The sequence below is a fragment of the Sphingomonas sp. Leaf357 genome, assembly GCF_001423845.1.
Classification (GTDB): domain Bacteria; phylum Pseudomonadota; class Alphaproteobacteria; order Sphingomonadales; family Sphingomonadaceae; genus Sphingomonas.
In genome coordinates, this window is the sequence record NZ_LMPM01000001.1 from 2,433,570 (window position 1) to 2,447,798 (window position 14,229).

Annotated in this window: 14 protein-coding genes; 5 read left to right on the forward strand and 9 right to left on the reverse strand. The window is 65.9% G+C overall.

The genetic code is table 11. From position 1 onward, the window contains the following. Positions 1-462: an EF-hand domain-containing protein gene (locus ASG11_RS11415; RefSeq protein ID WP_055779164.1), complete on the forward strand. Its 462-nt coding sequence runs from the start codon at positions 1-3 to the stop codon at positions 460-462. Positions 463-582: 120 nt separating this feature from the next. Here the strand turns inward: ASG11_RS11415 and trmFO are convergent, their stop codons facing one another. The 3 genes from trmFO to ASG11_RS11430 form a co-directional block, all read right to left on the reverse strand. Next, the gene (trmFO, locus tag ASG11_RS11420; RefSeq protein WP_055780762.1) at positions 583-1,899 is read right to left on the reverse strand and encodes a methylenetetrahydrofolate--tRNA-(uracil(54)-C(5))-methyltransferase (FADH(2)-oxidizing) TrmFO; all 1,317 of its coding nucleotides are present in this window, start codon (positions 1,897-1,899) and stop codon (positions 583-585) included. Between the two features lie 16 nt (positions 1,900-1,915). After that, positions 1,916-2,929: an SRPBCC family protein gene (locus ASG11_RS11425; RefSeq protein WP_055779167.1), complete on the reverse strand. Its 1,014-nt coding sequence runs from the start codon at positions 2,927-2,929 to the stop codon at positions 1,916-1,918. 79 nt (positions 2,930-3,008) lie between these two features. Next, entirely contained in the window at positions 3,009-3,560 is a 552-nt protein-coding gene (locus ASG11_RS11430; protein WP_055779170.1) for a GbsR/MarR family transcriptional regulator, read from the reverse strand. Positions 3,561-3,651: 91 nt separating this feature from the next. On the opposite strand from ASG11_RS11430, the gene ASG11_RS11435 reads away from it, so the two are divergent. After that, positions 3,652-4,290 carry a lysoplasmalogenase gene (locus ASG11_RS11435; protein WP_156363744.1) on the forward strand — a complete coding sequence of 213 codons (639 nt, stop codon included), beginning with the start codon at positions 3,652-3,654 and terminating at the stop codon, positions 4,288-4,290. Beyond that, positions 4,287-4,718, forward strand: coding sequence for a DUF488 domain-containing protein (locus ASG11_RS11440; protein ID WP_055779174.1), 432 nt, complete (start codon positions 4,287-4,289; stop codon positions 4,716-4,718). The genes ASG11_RS11435 and ASG11_RS11440 overlap by 4 nt, the downstream gene beginning before the upstream one ends. Positions 4,719-4,857: 139 nt before the next feature. Here the strand turns inward: ASG11_RS11440 and ASG11_RS11445 are convergent, their stop codons facing one another. The 5 genes from ASG11_RS11445 to yaaA form a co-directional block, all read right to left on the reverse strand. Further along, positions 4,858-5,226 carry a DUF952 domain-containing protein gene (locus tag ASG11_RS11445; protein WP_055779177.1) on the reverse strand — a complete coding sequence of 123 codons (369 nt, stop codon included), beginning with the start codon at positions 5,224-5,226 and terminating at the stop codon, positions 4,858-4,860. Continuing rightward, positions 5,223-7,979, reverse strand: a complete 2,757-nt coding sequence (gene gyrA / locus ASG11_RS11450) for a DNA gyrase subunit A (RefSeq protein WP_055779180.1) — start codon at positions 7,977-7,979, stop codon at positions 5,223-5,225. Before gyrA ends, ASG11_RS11445 begins: the two co-directional genes overlap by 4 nt. Before the next feature lie 188 nt (positions 7,980-8,167). Continuing rightward, positions 8,168-8,509 (reverse strand): hypothetical protein, encoded by a 342-nt coding sequence (locus ASG11_RS11455; RefSeq protein ID WP_055779183.1) that lies wholly within the window; start codon positions 8,507-8,509, stop codon positions 8,168-8,170. A 106-nt stretch (positions 8,510-8,615) separates the two neighbouring features. Further along, positions 8,616-9,314: an SDR family NAD(P)-dependent oxidoreductase gene (locus ASG11_RS11460; RefSeq protein WP_055779184.1), complete on the reverse strand. Its 699-nt coding sequence runs from the start codon at positions 9,312-9,314 to the stop codon at positions 8,616-8,618. Continuing rightward, on the reverse strand, positions 9,311-10,066 hold the full coding sequence (gene yaaA, locus ASG11_RS11465) for a peroxide stress protein YaaA (protein ID WP_055779187.1): 756 nt from the start codon (positions 10,064-10,066) through the stop codon (positions 9,311-9,313). Before yaaA ends, ASG11_RS11460 begins: the two co-directional genes overlap by 4 nt. Before the next feature lie 185 nt (positions 10,067-10,251). Between yaaA and ASG11_RS11470 the strand changes: the two genes are divergently transcribed. Beyond that, the gene (locus ASG11_RS11470; protein ID WP_156363745.1) at positions 10,252-11,535 is read left to right on the forward strand and encodes a tetratricopeptide repeat protein; all 1,284 of its coding nucleotides are present in this window, start codon (positions 10,252-10,254) and stop codon (positions 11,533-11,535) included. Positions 11,536-11,770: 235 nt separating this feature from the next. Here the strand turns inward: ASG11_RS11470 and ASG11_RS11475 are convergent, their stop codons facing one another. After that, a complete protein-coding gene (locus tag ASG11_RS11475; RefSeq protein ID WP_055779193.1) occupies positions 11,771-12,238 on the reverse strand; it encodes an Lrp/AsnC family transcriptional regulator in 468 nt (155 codons plus the stop codon). 182 nt (positions 12,239-12,420) lie between these two features. Here ASG11_RS11475 and ASG11_RS11480 point away from each other — a divergent pair, with 182 nt between their 5' ends. Continuing rightward, on the forward strand, positions 12,421-14,211 hold the full coding sequence (locus ASG11_RS11480) for a sensor histidine kinase (RefSeq protein WP_055779196.1): 1,791 nt from the start codon (positions 12,421-12,423) through the stop codon (positions 14,209-14,211). Positions 14,212-14,229 lie beyond the last annotated feature (18 nt).

Below are 14,229 nucleotides of genomic sequence, written 5' to 3' on the forward strand. Positions count from 1 at the left end.
ATGTGGCGCTATCTGGCGGGTGGAGTGGCGGCGTTGCTGCTGGTGGCGGCGGGCGTATTGCTGTTCAAGAGCCCGGCCCGATCGGACTCGCCCCTGGTTGCCGCTCCCCCGGCCGCGACGGACCAGGCGGAGGGCCTGCCCGATACCGTGCCCGAGGCGAGCGCGAAGACCCGCGAGGAGAAACGCTTCGACCGCTACGACAAGGATCGTGACGCCCGGGTCACGCGCGAGGAATATCTCGCCGCGCGGCGCAAGGCCTTCGCCCGACTGGATATGAACGCCGACGGCCGGCTCTCGTTCGAGGAATGGGCGGTGAAGGCCACGACCAAGTTCGCCGAGGCGGACAAGGACAGGTCCGGCGCGATGAACGCGGCGGAATTCGCCACGACCGCGGTGAAACGCAAGGCTCAGCGGCCGAGACCGCCGTGCCCGCCGGTCGGGAAGGGGGAGGAGGAGAGTTGAGGGATCGTTTAAGGCGCACCCTACCCCGTTCGTGCTGAGCCTGTCGATGCACATGCCCCAGACACGCCCTTCGACAGGCTCAGGGCGAACGGGAGAATGAGGGCAGTTACACGCAGGCGGTCAAGCCGCCAGCCATTCCCCCAGCGCCGCCCGCGCCCGATCGGTATACATCTTCTTGCGATCCGCCTTCTTCGTCCGCCCCGGGATCGGCGGGAACAGCCCGAAATTGACGTTCATCGGCTGATACGTCTCGGCCTCGGCCGCCCCGGTGATGTGATGCAGCAGCGCGCCCAAGGCGGTGGCGACCGGCGGTGGCGTCAAGGTCTCGCCCTTCAGTTCCGCCGCCGCGAAGCGCCCGGCAATCAACCCGATCGCGGCGCTCTCGATATAACCCTCGCACCCCGTGATCTGCCCGGCGAAGCGCACGTTCGGCATGCTCTTCAGCCGCAGCGTCGGATCGAGCAATTCGGGCGAACGGATGAAGGTGTTGCGGTGCAGCCCCCCCAGCCGCGCGAATTCGGCATTTTCCAGCCCCGGAATGGTACGGAACAGGCGCACCTGCTCGGCATGCTTCAGCTTGGTCTGGAAGCCGACGATGTTCCACAGCGTGGCGCTGGCATTGTCCTGTCGCAACTGCACCGCGGCATAGGGCCAGCGCCCGGTGCGTGGATCGTCCAGCCCGACGCCCTTCATCGGCCCGAAGCGCAACGTCTCCGGCCCGCGCTCGGCCATCACCTCGATCGGCATGCAGCCCTCGAAATAGGGCGTATCCTTTTCCCATTCGCGGAATTCGGTCTTCTCGCCATCGACCAGCGCCTGGACGAACGCGTGATACGTGTCCTTGTCCATCGCGCAGTTGATGTAATCCTTGCCTTCCCCTTTATCCCAGCGCGACTGGAACCAGGCCGTCTCCATGTCGATGCTGTCGAAATGGACGATCGGCGCGATCGCGTCGAAGAACGCGAGCGCATCCGCGCCCGTCGCCGCGCCGATACTGGCGGCAAGCGGCGCGGCGGTGAGCGGTCCGGTGGCGATGATCACCGGGCCGTCGGTCGGGATCGCGTCGACCCGCTCGCGCACGACCGTGATGTTGGGATGGCCGAGGATCGCCGCCGTCACGCCGCCCGAAAAGGCATCGCGATCCACCGCCAGCGCGGAGCCCGCCGGCACCTTGTGGATATCGCCCTCGCGCAGGATCAGCGAGCCGAGCGTGCGCATCTCCTGATGGATCAGCCCGACCGCGTTGCTGGTCGCGTCGTCGGAACGGAAGCTGTTCGAGCAGACCAGTTCGGCAAGGCCGTCGGTGTGGTGCGCGGGGGTCCTCTCCCCCGTGCCGCGCATCTCGGAGAGCTTCACGCGGAGGCCGGCTTCGGCAAGCTGCCAGGCCGCTTCCGATCCGGCAAGGCCACCGCCAATGATTTGGATATCGTGTGTCATGCGGTGCCGATAGCGCCTATCGTCGTCCTTCGCCAACCACCGTTCCACGTTCCGCGCGCTGCTTGATCAGCGCCAGAAGATTGTGCTCAAGATCGCCGAGGAACAATTGGCCCCATAACGCCGAGTAGAGGTTGACCGGCGTTTGGATGCGGTAGCGCGTGTCGATCGTCACCCGTGTGCGGTTGGGGCCCAGCGGTTGCATCGTGTAGCCGCCAGTCGTCACCGTGAAATAGGGACTGTCCGGCATCAGATGGCGATCGGTGTAGCCCCAGCCGGCGATGTCGTCGAAGATGAAGCGCCAGCCGATCCGCCGGCCGGGCTGCCATTCGACGATGCGCTCGCGAAATTTTATGCGCTGCCCCCAATCGGCATAGCGGTCGGCGCCGACCCCGTTCCCGATCAACCGTGCGCCGACCGGGCGGGGGATGCCGATCACGTCCTGCGAAAAATTCCACGCACCTTCGCCGGGGCGCACGTCGGGAATGCCACGCAGCAAAGGCCAGATTTGCTTTGGGCTGGCATCGATCACGATACTGCGTGCGACCATTTTGGTATCCAATGGCAGCGGTATCATCGGCTCGACCTGCATAGATAGCAACGGCAGCAAGACCAACGCGGCGCAGTAGGTCCGCCCGCTTTCATCCGGCAGGCGGCGGCGCATTTTGTAAGTTATGGCCGCGCCGATCATCCCACTGATCATCCATAATGGCGACAGCATTAGAACGCAGATCACGCCTTCCCGCAGGACGAAGATGGAGGCGACGATCACGACGAGCAGCAGCCAGAACGGTATTGCGAGATATTGTCCGCGTGAGCGTTCGGCATACGGGTCGGCGACGTAACAGACGAATGCCGATACCGCCGCCGGGAGCACGAGCAAGAACGAGAAGCTGATCAGTCCGCCGGACGGCCGCGTCGCCTCGATCAGGAAATACACGCCGAGTGCGAACGCAAGGGCTGCGGCGATGGCGATGCCGATTCTGGTCGTTGCGGACGGTCTGCGGACAGGGGCATTCTCGTTTTCCATCATCTGCAACCTGTTCTCTAAATTCTGTAAAATCCGAAACTAACGGGCGAGGCTAGGGAGGAAGGACCATCGTTCGAACGCCTCAATCCTTGGGCTTGGACTTGCGGCCGGGGATCAGCCGGGCGACTCCGCCGCCGAGCTTCATCAGCGTTACAAGCGTGGATTTGGGCAGCACGCGCACCTGATCGTACCAGGTGCCGAGCGTTGCCAGGAATTCATGCATCCGGCCGATCCGCTCGCGGACATGCGCCGAGGCGGTCTTGTCCTTGGCGAGCCGTTCGGCGAGGTCGTTCAGCAGCGCGATCGTCGGATCGATCTCGCGCCGCTTGCGCTCGGCGGCGATGCGCATCAGCATCTCCCACAGATCGGTCTCGGCGGTGAAATGGTCGCGCCGGTCGCCCTCCACATGCACGCGGCGGACGATAGCATAGCCCTGCAATTCCTTGAGCCCGGTCGAGACGTTGGAGCGCGCGAGGCCCAGTGTCTCGACGATCTCCTCGGCATTCAGCGGCTTGTCGCTGAGATACAGCAGCGCATGGATCTGCGCGACCGAGCGGGCGACGCCCCAATGCGTGCCCATCTCCCCCCAATGGAGGACGAAAGCTTTCACATCGGGATGATCGTAGAGTTTCATCAGTCGTCCGTTTCTGTAATTCCAGAAATAACGGATTGTGGGTTATCCGTCAAGCTTTGGTCCTTTGGCGGGAAACGGCTATCGTCACGCGATGTCGCGCCTGCTTCTCATCTGTGCCCTGCTGGCCGGGATCAGCTTCCAGTTCGTCAAGGACGGGCCGCCGGGTGCCGGACTGATCGCGTGGAAGGGCGCGGGCGTGGCTTTGCTCGCGATCTGGGCGGCGAGCGAGGCATGGGATCGGAAAGGGTGGTTGCTGGTTGCGGTGCTGGCGTTCGGCGCGCTGGGCGACGTGTTGCTCGAGACATCCGGCACGGTCGTGGGCGCAATCGCGTTCCTGATCGGGCATGTGCTGGCGATCACATTGTATCTGGGTGCGTCGCGGAGCAGCCTACGGCGATCGATCTTTGCCACTGCGCTGTCGGCCTGCGTGATCGCCGGTGCCGCGTTCGCGCTGACGGCGGATAAAGGCGTCGCGGTGTACGGCCTCGCGCTCGGCGGCATGGCGGGCGCGGCGCTGGCCAGCCGGTTCGACCGTCGCCTGGTCGGGCTGGGTGCGGTACTGTTCGTGGTGTCGGACCTGCTGATCTTCGCCAAGGGCAGCGCGCTTGCGGGATCGCTTCTGCCGGGTCTGTTGATCTGGCCGACCTATTTCGCCGCGCAGGCGCTGATCGCGATCGGCGTGGTGAGCGGATTGCGCGGGGGGCAGGGCGGCCCCATCTCGACGCGATGAAAGTCTATACGATCGGCTATGAAGCCACGACGATGGCCGAATTCCTTGCCGCGCTGAAGACGGCGGGGGTGGCCCGCGTGATCGACGTCCGCGCGCTTCCCTTGTCGCGCCGGCCCGGTTTCTCGAAATCCTCGCTTGCCGCGTCGCTGGCCGAAGCGGGGATCGGCTACGTCCACCTCAAGGCGCTCGGCACCCCCAAGCGCGGGCGCGATGCGGCGAAGAAGGGCGACGTCGCGACGCTGAAGGCGGTCTATGCCGATCAACTCGACTTGCCCGAAGCGCAGGTGCAGGCGGCGCAGATGCTGGAATTGGCGGGCGAGATGCCGAGCGCGTTGCTCTGTTACGAGCGCGATCCGTGCCATTGCCATCGGACCTTGTTGCTGGACGCGGTGGGGCAGGGGGTGGAAGTGGTGGATCTGTATGCGTAGCGAAGACTGAGCCCATTGCCGTCATCCTGAACTCGTTTCAGGATCCACCAAGCCGCTTGGGAACCTGCCCACATCAAGCAGAACGCTTTCGGCACGATGGATCCCGGATCAAGTCCGGGATGACGACTGAGGGGAGGGCTTACCCCGCCACCGGCAGCTTGACCTGCCCCTCGGCATCCCGTTCTAGCGGCCCGTACGCAATCACCGTTTCCAGCAGCAGCGCGCTGCCATAAATGTGCGGAAACAGCTGCCCGCCGCGCGATTCCTCCCAGCGAACGTCGCCGAACGCACCGAGATCGACCGCCGCGACGTGCAGGTCGCTATGCCCGGCGAAATGCTTGTCCACCGTTTCGGTCAGCTGCTCCGGCGTGGACAGGTGGATATACCCGTCCGCCAGATCGATCGGCGCACCGGCGAAGCTGCCGGTCGCCTCCAGCTCGGCCATCTGTTCGGCCGTCAGCACCTTGTAGGCGGTGGTGTCGCGCCCGCTTTTCTGCCCATCGCTCATTCGCCGTTCTCCGGGCCGGCGGCGCTGTCGTCGGCGGTGTTGGCATCGTCGTTCGGCGCGATCTCGGGCAGATCCTCGGGGCCGCGCACGTCCATCTCGGCGTCGCCTTCGGTTTCCTCGATCCGGGCGGCGGAGACGACATGCTCGTTCTTGCCGACATCGAACAGCTTCACGCCGGCCGAATTGCGGCTGATCACGCGCAGCGATCCCAGCGTGGTGCGGATCAGCTTGGCCTGATCGGTGACGAGCATCAGCTGATGCCCCTTGGCCGCGGCGAAGCTGGCGACGACCTGGCCGTTGCGGGCGATGTTGTCGATGTTGGTGATGCCCTGGCCGCCGCGATTGGTGCGGCGATAGTCGTAGGCGCTCGACAATTTGCCATAGCCGTTGGCGCAGACCGTCAGGATGAACTGCTCCTTCGTCACCATTTCGTCGAACAACGCCTGATCGTCGGGTGCGCCTTCGCGTTCGGCCTTCCACGGCGCGAACTTCAGGTAATTCTCGCGCTGCTCGGGCGTCGCGTTGACCCGGTGCAGGATCGACAGCGAGATCACCTCGTCGCCCGTCTTCAGCGTCATGCCGCGCACGCCGGTCGAGTTTCGGCTCTGAAACTCGCGCACATCGGTCGCCGCGAAGCGAATGGCCTTGCCGCCGCGCGTAGCGAGCAGCACGTCGTCGTCCTGATCCAGCACCGCCACGCCGATCAATCGGTCATCGGCGTCGTCACCCTCGAACTTCATCGCGATCTTGCCATTCGTCGGCACGTTGGTGAACGCATCCATCGAATTGCGGCGCACGCTGCCCTTGGCGGTGGCGAACATGACATGGAGCGCGCCCCAATCGTCCTCATTCTCCGGCAGCGGCAGCACGGTGGTGATCTTCTCGTCGGCCGCGAGCGGCAACAGGTTGATCATCGGCCGTCCGCGCGTGGCGGCACCGCCCTCGGGCAGGCGCCACACCTTCATGCGATACACCTTGCCGTGGTTCGAGAAGAACAGCACGGGCGTGTGCGTGCTGGTGACGAACAGCTCGGTGACGACGTCCTCGTCCTTCGTCGCCATGCCGCTGCGGCCCTTGCCACCGCGGGCCTGCGCGCGGAACGTGTCGAGCGTGGTACGCTTGATATAGCCCTGCAGCGTCACGGTGACGACCATGTCCTCGCGCTCGATCAGGTCCTCGTCGTCAATGCCATCGGCGGCGGCGGCGATCTCGGTCTTGCGCGGCGTGGCAAATTCGGCGCGCACGGCGGCGAGCTCGGCCTTCATCACCTCGTACAGCTTCGCGCGATTGGCGAGGATCTCGAGCAATTCGGTGATCGAATCGGCGAGGCCCTGAAGCTCGTTGCCGATCTCGTCCCGGCCCAGAGCGGTCAGGCGGTGCAGGCGCAGGTCGAGGATCGCGCGGACCTGGGCCTCGGACAGGCGATAGACGTCGCCTTCCTGCTTGTCCTCGACCGCCTCGACCAGGCGGATGTACGGCGCGATCTCGGCGATCGGCCAGGACATGTCGAGCAGCTTGGCACGCGCGACGGCCGGGCTGGACGACCCGCGGATCATCCGCACCACTTCGTCCAGATTGGTGACGGCGATGACGAGGCCGAGCAACAGATGGGCCCGCTCGCGCGCCTTGGCGAGTTCGAACTTCGACCGCCGCGTGATCACCTCTTCGCGGAACTTGACGAACGCCTCGATGATGTCGCGCAGGTTCAGCGTTTCCGGGCGGCCGCCACGGATCGCCAGCATGTTCGCCGGGAAGCTGCCTTGCGCCGGCGTATGGCGCCAGAGCTGGTTGAGCACGACCTCGGCGGTCGCATCGCGCTTCAGGTCGATAACGATGCGCACGCCGAAGCGGTTCGATTCGTCGCGAATGTCGCTGACGCCTTCGATCCGCTTGTCCTTGGCGGCCTCGGCGATCTTCTCGACCAGGGCGTTCTTGCCGCTCTGATAGGGGATTTCGGTGAGCACGATCGAACGGCGATCGCCGCGCGCTTCCTCGATCGTATGGCGCGAGCGCACGATGATCGAGCCGCGGCCCTCGTGATAGGCGGAGCGGCAGCCGGCGCGGCCGAGGATGATGCCGCCGGTCGGGAAATCCGGACCCGGCACGATCTCCATCAGTTCGTCGATCGTGATCCCGCCATTGTCGATATAGGCGAGGCAGGCATCGACCACTTCGCCGAGATTGTGCGGCGGGATGTTCGTCGCCATGCCGACGGCGATGCCGCCCGCGCCGTTGACGAGGATGTTGGGAAAGCGTGCCGGAAGGACGGTCGGCTCCTCGCGCGACCCGTCATAGTTCGGCGCGAAATCGACCGTGTCCTTGTCGATGTCGGTGAGCAGCGCCATCGCCGCCTTGGTCAGCCGCGCCTCGGTATAGCGCATCGATGCCGGCATATCCGGATCCATCGATCCGAAATTGCCCTGGCCGTCCATCAGCATCACGCGCATCGCCCAATCCTGGGCGAGGCGGGCGAGCGCCATGTAGATCGAGCTGTCGCCGTGCGGATGGTAATTGCCCATCACGTCGCCGACGATCTTGGCGCACTTGCGATACGGGCGGCCGGGGACGAACCCGCCCTCCTGGCTGGCGAACAGGATGCGGCGGTGCACCGGCTTCAGGCCGTCGCGCACGTCGGGCAGCGCGCGCGACACGATCACGCTCATCGCATAGTCGAGATAGCTCGACCGCATCTCGTCCACGATCGAGATGGGGGAGATATCGGAAGGGTCGGCGAGGATGGTCTCGTCGGTCAAATTTCAGCGCTTTCGGGGTTGGTTTCAGTGTTGTTACGGCCTTAGCCGACAGGCCACCCTATGCCAACCCCGCGCGCCTGTGCGCGTACGTACGCGAGGGGACCCCCTGCCACGAAATGGGGCAGGGGATTGACCGGCCAGGAACGCCGCTCCGGGAGCTGGCGGAATCCCCGACCGGCCAAACTGGATTACTTGCAGGCCTTCTTGGTGGCGTTGCCGGCGAGCGAGCAATTGTACGTCACGGTCTTGCCGTTGGCGAGCTTGGCGGAAACCATGCGGCCGGTCGTGGCGGGCCGGGCCGCCGCCATCTTCATGGCCGGGGCAGGGCGGGCGGCGGTCTTCGTCGTCGTCACCGTCGTCGGTCTGGCAACCGTCTTGCTGGTCGAAGCCGTCACAGGCTTGGCGGTCGATTTCGTGGTCGCCGTCATCGCGGGCTTGGCCGTCCTGACGGTGGTGCGCGTCGCGGCACCGGCGACGCCCGAGAACAAGGCGGCGGCGGTCAGGATCATCAGCGGGGTCGATTTCGACATGGCAGCTTCCTCAACTGTGGCGCGGGGCCGGATCGTGCCGCCGCTTGTGAGGAAGCTTATGCCCGGTGGCACCTGACGATGGCGTGGCGCGGACATGACAAATGCGTCATGCGGGGATCTCGGCACCGTCCCATGCGAAGATCTTGCCGCTGTCGGGCACTTTCAGCCCATCGATCACGTCGAGCAATTGCACCGCCGCGCGCCCGGCATCGAACAGCCGGCCGGGCTGCACATTGCCCTGGAACGGCTTCGACAGGCCGGTATCCACGGTGCCGGGATGCAGGCCGACGACGATGCTGCGATCGTTGCGGCGCTTCTCCTCGATCGCCAGCGTGCGGATCATCATATTGAGCGCGGATTTCGACGCGCGGTAACCGTACCAGCCGCCCATCTTGTTGTCCGAGATGCTGCCGACGCGCGCCGACAGCGCCGCGAACACGCCGCGTGTACCCTTAGTCATGAGCGGCAGGAAATGCTTGGCGACCAAAGCCGGGCCGATCGTGTTGACCGCGAAATTCCGCGCCAGCCAGGCGGGGTCGAGTTCCCGCATCGCCTTTTCGGGGCCGCGATCGCCGGCATGCAGCAGCCCGGTCGCGACGACGATCAAAGTTGGCGCAGGACCTTTCGCGACGATCGCGGCGGCGGCGGCGATGCTGGATTCGTCCTCCAGGTCGAGATGCCGCGCGCCGGTTCGCGAGCGGGCGAAGCCGTGGACCAGATCGAACGCACCTTCATCGACCAGCGCTTCCTCCAGCGCCGCGCCGATCCCGCCCGAGGCACCGATGACGACCGCCGAACCGGTCATGCGCGGGTGAACCGCCAGCGGTCCGTTTCGCTCTCGCTCGCATCGTAGCGGTAGCCGTCGCTGTCGAAGCCCTTCATGTCCTCGACCCTGTCGATGCGATGTTCGCACAGGTAGCGCGCCATCATGCCCCGCGCGCGCTTGGCGTTGAAGCTGACGAAGCGGGGTCCGTTCGGCCCGGGTTCGCGGAAATCCACCTCGATCACGCGCACCAATTTGGGCAGCTTGCCGTCGACCGCCTGCCAATATTCCTGGCTGGCGAGGTTCAGGATCGTGCCCGATCCCTCGTCCGCCAGATCCTCGGCGAGCAAGGCGGCGATGCGCGTGTCCCAGAATTCGTACAGCCCCTTGCGCCGTGGCGCCCAGCGCGTGCCCATTTCCAGCCGATACGGCCGCATCGCATCGAGCGGGCGGAGCAACCCGTACAGGCCGGACAGCATCCGGACATGACCCTGCGCGAACGCGACCGCCGCATCGTCCAGCGTCTTCGCCTCGAAACCGGTATAGACGTCGCCGGCAAAGGCGTAGAGCGCGGGCCGCTCGGGCTGGTCCATGAAGCCGGCGAAGCGATCGGCGTTCAGCTTCGCCAGCGGCTTGGAGATGTGCATCAGTTCGCCAAGCCGTTTCTGGCTGAGGTTCGCGGCGGACGCGGCCAGTTTCTCGGCGTCGGCGGCGAAACGCGGCACGGTCGGCGTGACGGCGGGAATCGGCTTGTCGTAATCGAGCGTCTTGGCGGGGGAGAGCGTGGCGATCATGGCGTGGCGTTAGCGGGGCGGGCAGGGACGGTCAAAGCCTGTGGGAGCCGTTTGGGGGTTCAACCGTTGTTCAGCCGCCATTCGCCACCAGCCGGGCCGCGTCGCTTGACCCGGCGATGCCGGAGGCTACAGCGGATTTGAGTTCGAACGGCGCATCGCCGCCGCCCTATAAGGAGAGTTGCTTCGTGAAGACTTTGACCAGGGCCGCGCTGGCGGCCGCCTTGATCGCCGGCACCAGCAGCATCGCCTTCGTGATGCCCGCAGAAGCCAAGAAGAAGGACGAGGCTCCCGCCGGTCCGAAGGTGAGTGCCGAACTCCGTCCCGCGATCATCGCTGCCCAGACCGCGCTGACCGCCAAGGATCTGGCGACCGCGGAAACCAACATCGCCACGGTCGAGGCCGGCGCCAAGACCGATGACGAGCGCTATTTCGCGCAGGTGCTTCGCCTGCAGCTCGAAGCCAACAAGCTCGGCCCGACGGGCAGCGACGCGACATTGGCCGGCCCGATCGACGCTCTTCTGGCCAATCCAGCAACCCCCAAGGCCGAGGTCGGTCGCTTCAGCTACATGCGCGCCAACATCTCGTACAATGCCAAGCAATATCCGGCGGCCTTGGCGCAATACCAGAAGGCCAAGGACCTGGGCTATGTCAGCCCAAATCTCGGCCTGCAGCTGGCCCGCACCAAGATTCTCGGCGGTGACCCGGCCGGTGGCGCCGCGGACATCGAAGCGATCATCGCGGCCGACAAGGCGGCCGGAAAGAAATCCGACGAGGATCTGTACAAGTATACGATCACCGCGCTGCAGAAGACGACCGACGTCGCCGCGACCCAGCGCTGGACGCGTGAATGGCTCTATGCCTATCCGACCCAGAAGAACTGGCACACCGCGATCTACGTGTTTGGTTTCCAGGGTGCCAACCAGAAGGTGATCACCAAGCGTGAGCGCGTCGATCTTTTCCGCCTGCTGCGCGCGACCGGAGCGCTGGCGGGTGAGAGCGAGTATCTCGAATATGCCGATCTCGCGGTCGAAGTCGGCGTCGCGACCGAGAGCCAGTCGGTGATCAAGGAAGGCAAGGCGAGCAACAAGATCGCCGCGACCAACGCCAATGTCAGCCGTATCTCGGCCGACGCCGCGGCGCAGGTTGCCAAGGAAGGCTCGGCTGCGGCGCAGGAGAAATCCGCCGCCGCATCGCCCAACGGCCTGTCGGCGGCGGGTACGGGCGATTTCTATCTCGGCAACGGCAACTACGCCAAGGCGATCGAGATGTATAAGCTCGCGCTGACCAAGGGCGGCGACAAGCTGAACGCCGACGAGGTCAACACCCATCTCGGCATCGCCTATCTCGAATCCGGCGACAAGGCCTCGGCCAAGGCGGCATTCGCGTTGGTGAAGACCGGCCTGCGTGCGCAGATCGCACAATTGTGGACCACCTGGGCCGATGCGCCCGGCGTGCCGACCGCCGGCTGAGCCTCGGCCGACGAGAAACCGAGCAAGGGGCGGCAGCGATGCCGCCCCTTTTTCGTGTGCGAGGTCACCTCGTCTCCATGAGGTCGCCGTTACCGAGATCCGTTCGTGCTCAGCCTGTCGAAGCGCACACCCCAAATGGGCGCACGAACGTGGAGTCGCGGCCCGATAAATTCGTGGCAAATTTCGGTGCGCCCGATCGAGGCCGAGCTAGGTCAGGACGCGGCGCGCCTCCGCCTCAGTCCATTCGCACCGGGATGCCGGGCAGCGCCTTGGCGGTGCGGATCGTCAACGACGTCTTTACGCTGGCGACGTTGGGCGCGGGCGTCAGATGCGTCGTGAGGATGTCCTGGAAACTTCTCAGATCGGCGGCGACTATCTTTAGAATGAAATCGATCTCGCCATTCAGCATATGGCATTCGCGGATTTCGGGAATGGCCGCGACATGTTCCTCGAACGCGGCCAGATCGTGCTCGGCCTGGCTGCGCAGACTGACCATCGCGAACACGGTGATCGGATAGCCCAGGGCGGCTGGATCGAGTTCGGCGTGATAGCCGCGGATCGCGCCGGCATCTTCCAGCGCGCGAACGCGCCGCAGGCATGGCGGCGCAGTGAGGCCGACCCGCTCGGCCAGGTCGACATTGGTCATTCGCCCGTCTTCCTGCAACAGGGTCAGGATCTGCCGGTCGATATGATCGAAAGCCATTACGCAACACTCCCCGGCGGCGCGACTTTTCGGGCGGCCTGCTGCGCGGGAACATAATATAATTGCGGACGAACGCAATTGTCCCACATTGCTACGTCCCGAAATCTCCGGGTTTGCGCCGCTCCCCGGTGCGGTTAAGGAATCCTTACGAGCCACGGTCGCGCTCGCCCGAGGATGACGATTTGCGTTTCGACGATAGCCTGGACACGGTCCTTTCGGCAGAGATTGCGTCGCCATTCGGTGCGCAATCGACCTGGCGGCAGCTGGTCGACCTGATCGGCCGGGGCCGCACGCCCGCCACACCGGAGACGATCGCGCGGTTGCAGGCGATCCGGGCCATGGTGCCGCCGCCCGTGCGCGCGGCGAGCGCGCGCGCGCTCGCTACGGCGAACCCGCCCGCCGATCTCGTGCGGTTGTTCTTCGATGACGAGATTGCGATCGCCGCACCGGTGCTGCGCTCGGCCACTTTGAGCGGCGCGGAGTGGATCGCGATGTTGCCGGGCATGTCGCCCGCCGCGCGGTCGGTGCTGCGGCATCGCCGTGATCTTCCCGCTGATGTAGGGCGCGCGCTTGAGGCGTTCGGGCCGGAGGATTTCCGGCTGACCTCGATTTCGGTGGTCGCGATCGAGGCGATTTCCGAAGTGCTGCCCGACCCCGTAGCGGCGGACGTGCCGCTCGTGGAACCCGTCCCGCATCTGCCGGTGGAAACCGCATTCGTCTCGGTCGGGGCGATCGCCCGCGGGTTGCCCGTCGTGGCCGAGGCACTGCGTCAGGCGGAAGCGGCCCAGGTGCCGGTCCAGCCGGAACAGAAGGACGGCACCTTCCAGATCGCCGAGCTGGTCGCCCGCATCGACGCCTACCAGCGCCACCGCGACGATCGCCCGCCTTTCGCCGCGAACGAAGACCAGCCTGCCCTGTTCGATCTCCAGCCGGTACAGGCGCAGACGTTCAGGTTCGAGACGGATGCCGATGGCGTCGTGCGCTGGATCGAAGGGGCGGCCCGCGCCCCGCTGATCGGGCTTTCGCTCGACTTCGCGGTGCATCCCGGCGATTCGCGCGTCGATGGCGTCGCGGCGGGCGCCTTCCGGCGGCGCGCGGGCTTCGCGGACGCGCGCTTGCTGGTCGAAGGGCAATCCGATGCCGCTGGCGAATGGCGCATAACCGGCCTCCCGGTATTCGATCGCGCCAGCGGGCGCTTCTCCGGCTATCGCGGCACCGCCCGCCGCCCGCGCGTCGACGAGAGCGCTGCGCCGGTACGCGATCCGCGCAGCCCCGCGGCGGATTCGCTGCGTCAGCTCGTGCACGAATTGCGTACCCCGACCAATGCGATCGCCGGGTTCGCCGAGATGATCGAAACGCAATTGCTGGGTCCGGTGCCGCAGGCGTATCGCGATCAGGCCGGCGCGATCCGGCGCCAGACCGCCGACCTGCTGACGGCGATCGACGATATCGACATGGCCGCACGGCTCGAATCGCATGCGCTCGATCTGCGCGCGGAGCATGTGCCGGTCGGGGCGCTGTTGCGGCAGGTCGCGGATGATCTCGCACCGCTCGCCACCTTGCGCGGAACGCGGCTCGCGATCGACGCCAAAGCGGACGATCTCGCCATTGCCGGCGACGAGCGCGCCGTCGAGCGGCTGATCGCGCGGCTGATGGCGACTCTCGTCGCGTCGGGTGGCGCGGGCGAGACGATCGGCGTCGTGGCGTCGCTGGCTGCCGAGGCGCAGGTGGTGTTGACCTTCGACCGGCCCGCCACGCTGGCCGCGTTCGGCAGCGAGGCCTTGATGTCGATCGATGCCGAGGCGGTCGCCGAGGTCGAGGGCGCGCCTCTGCTCGGCACGGGCTTCGCACTGCGGCTGGCGCGCAACCTGGCCAACGAACTGGGCGGTGTGCTGTCGATCGATGCGCAGCGCTTGACATTGCGGCTGCCCGCCGCCGTTATCGCGACCGTGGAGCAGGCTTCTTCCAACTGACCGTGGCAGGGTCGATCG

What these genes read in the sequence shown, in the direction of transcription:
- ASG11_RS11415 (WP_055779164.1), top strand. Translation starts at nt 1, where the DNA reads ATGTGGCGCTATCTGGCGGGTGGAGTGGCGGCGTTGCTGCTGGTGGCG.
- trmFO (WP_055780762.1), bottom strand. Translation starts at nt 1,899, where the DNA reads ATGACACACGATATCCAAATCATTGGCGGTGGCCTTGCCGGATCGGAA.
- ASG11_RS11425 (WP_055779167.1), bottom strand. Translation starts at nt 2,929, where the DNA reads ATGATGGAAAACGAGAATGCCCCTGTCCGCAGACCGTCCGCAACGACC.
- ASG11_RS11430 (WP_055779170.1), bottom strand. Translation starts at nt 3,560, where the DNA reads ATGAAACTCTACGATCATCCCGATGTGAAAGCTTTCGTCCTCCATTGG.
- ASG11_RS11435 (WP_156363744.1), top strand. Translation starts at nt 3,652, where the DNA reads ATGTCGCGCCTGCTTCTCATCTGTGCCCTGCTGGCCGGGATCAGCTTC.
- ASG11_RS11440 (WP_055779174.1), top strand. Translation starts at nt 4,287, where the DNA reads ATGAAAGTCTATACGATCGGCTATGAAGCCACGACGATGGCCGAATTC.
- ASG11_RS11445 (WP_055779177.1), bottom strand. Translation starts at nt 5,226, where the DNA reads ATGAGCGATGGGCAGAAAAGCGGGCGCGACACCACCGCCTACAAGGTG.
- ASG11_RS11455 (WP_055779183.1), bottom strand. Translation starts at nt 8,509, where the DNA reads ATGTCGAAATCGACCCCGCTGATGATCCTGACCGCCGCCGCCTTGTTC.
- ASG11_RS11460 (WP_055779184.1), bottom strand. Translation starts at nt 9,314, where the DNA reads ATGACCGGTTCGGCGGTCGTCATCGGTGCCTCGGGCGGGATCGGCGCG.
- yaaA (WP_055779187.1), bottom strand. Translation starts at nt 10,066, where the DNA reads ATGATCGCCACGCTCTCCCCCGCCAAGACGCTCGATTACGACAAGCCG.
- ASG11_RS11475 (WP_055779193.1), bottom strand. Translation starts at nt 12,238, where the DNA reads ATGGCTTTCGATCATATCGACCGGCAGATCCTGACCCTGTTGCAGGAA.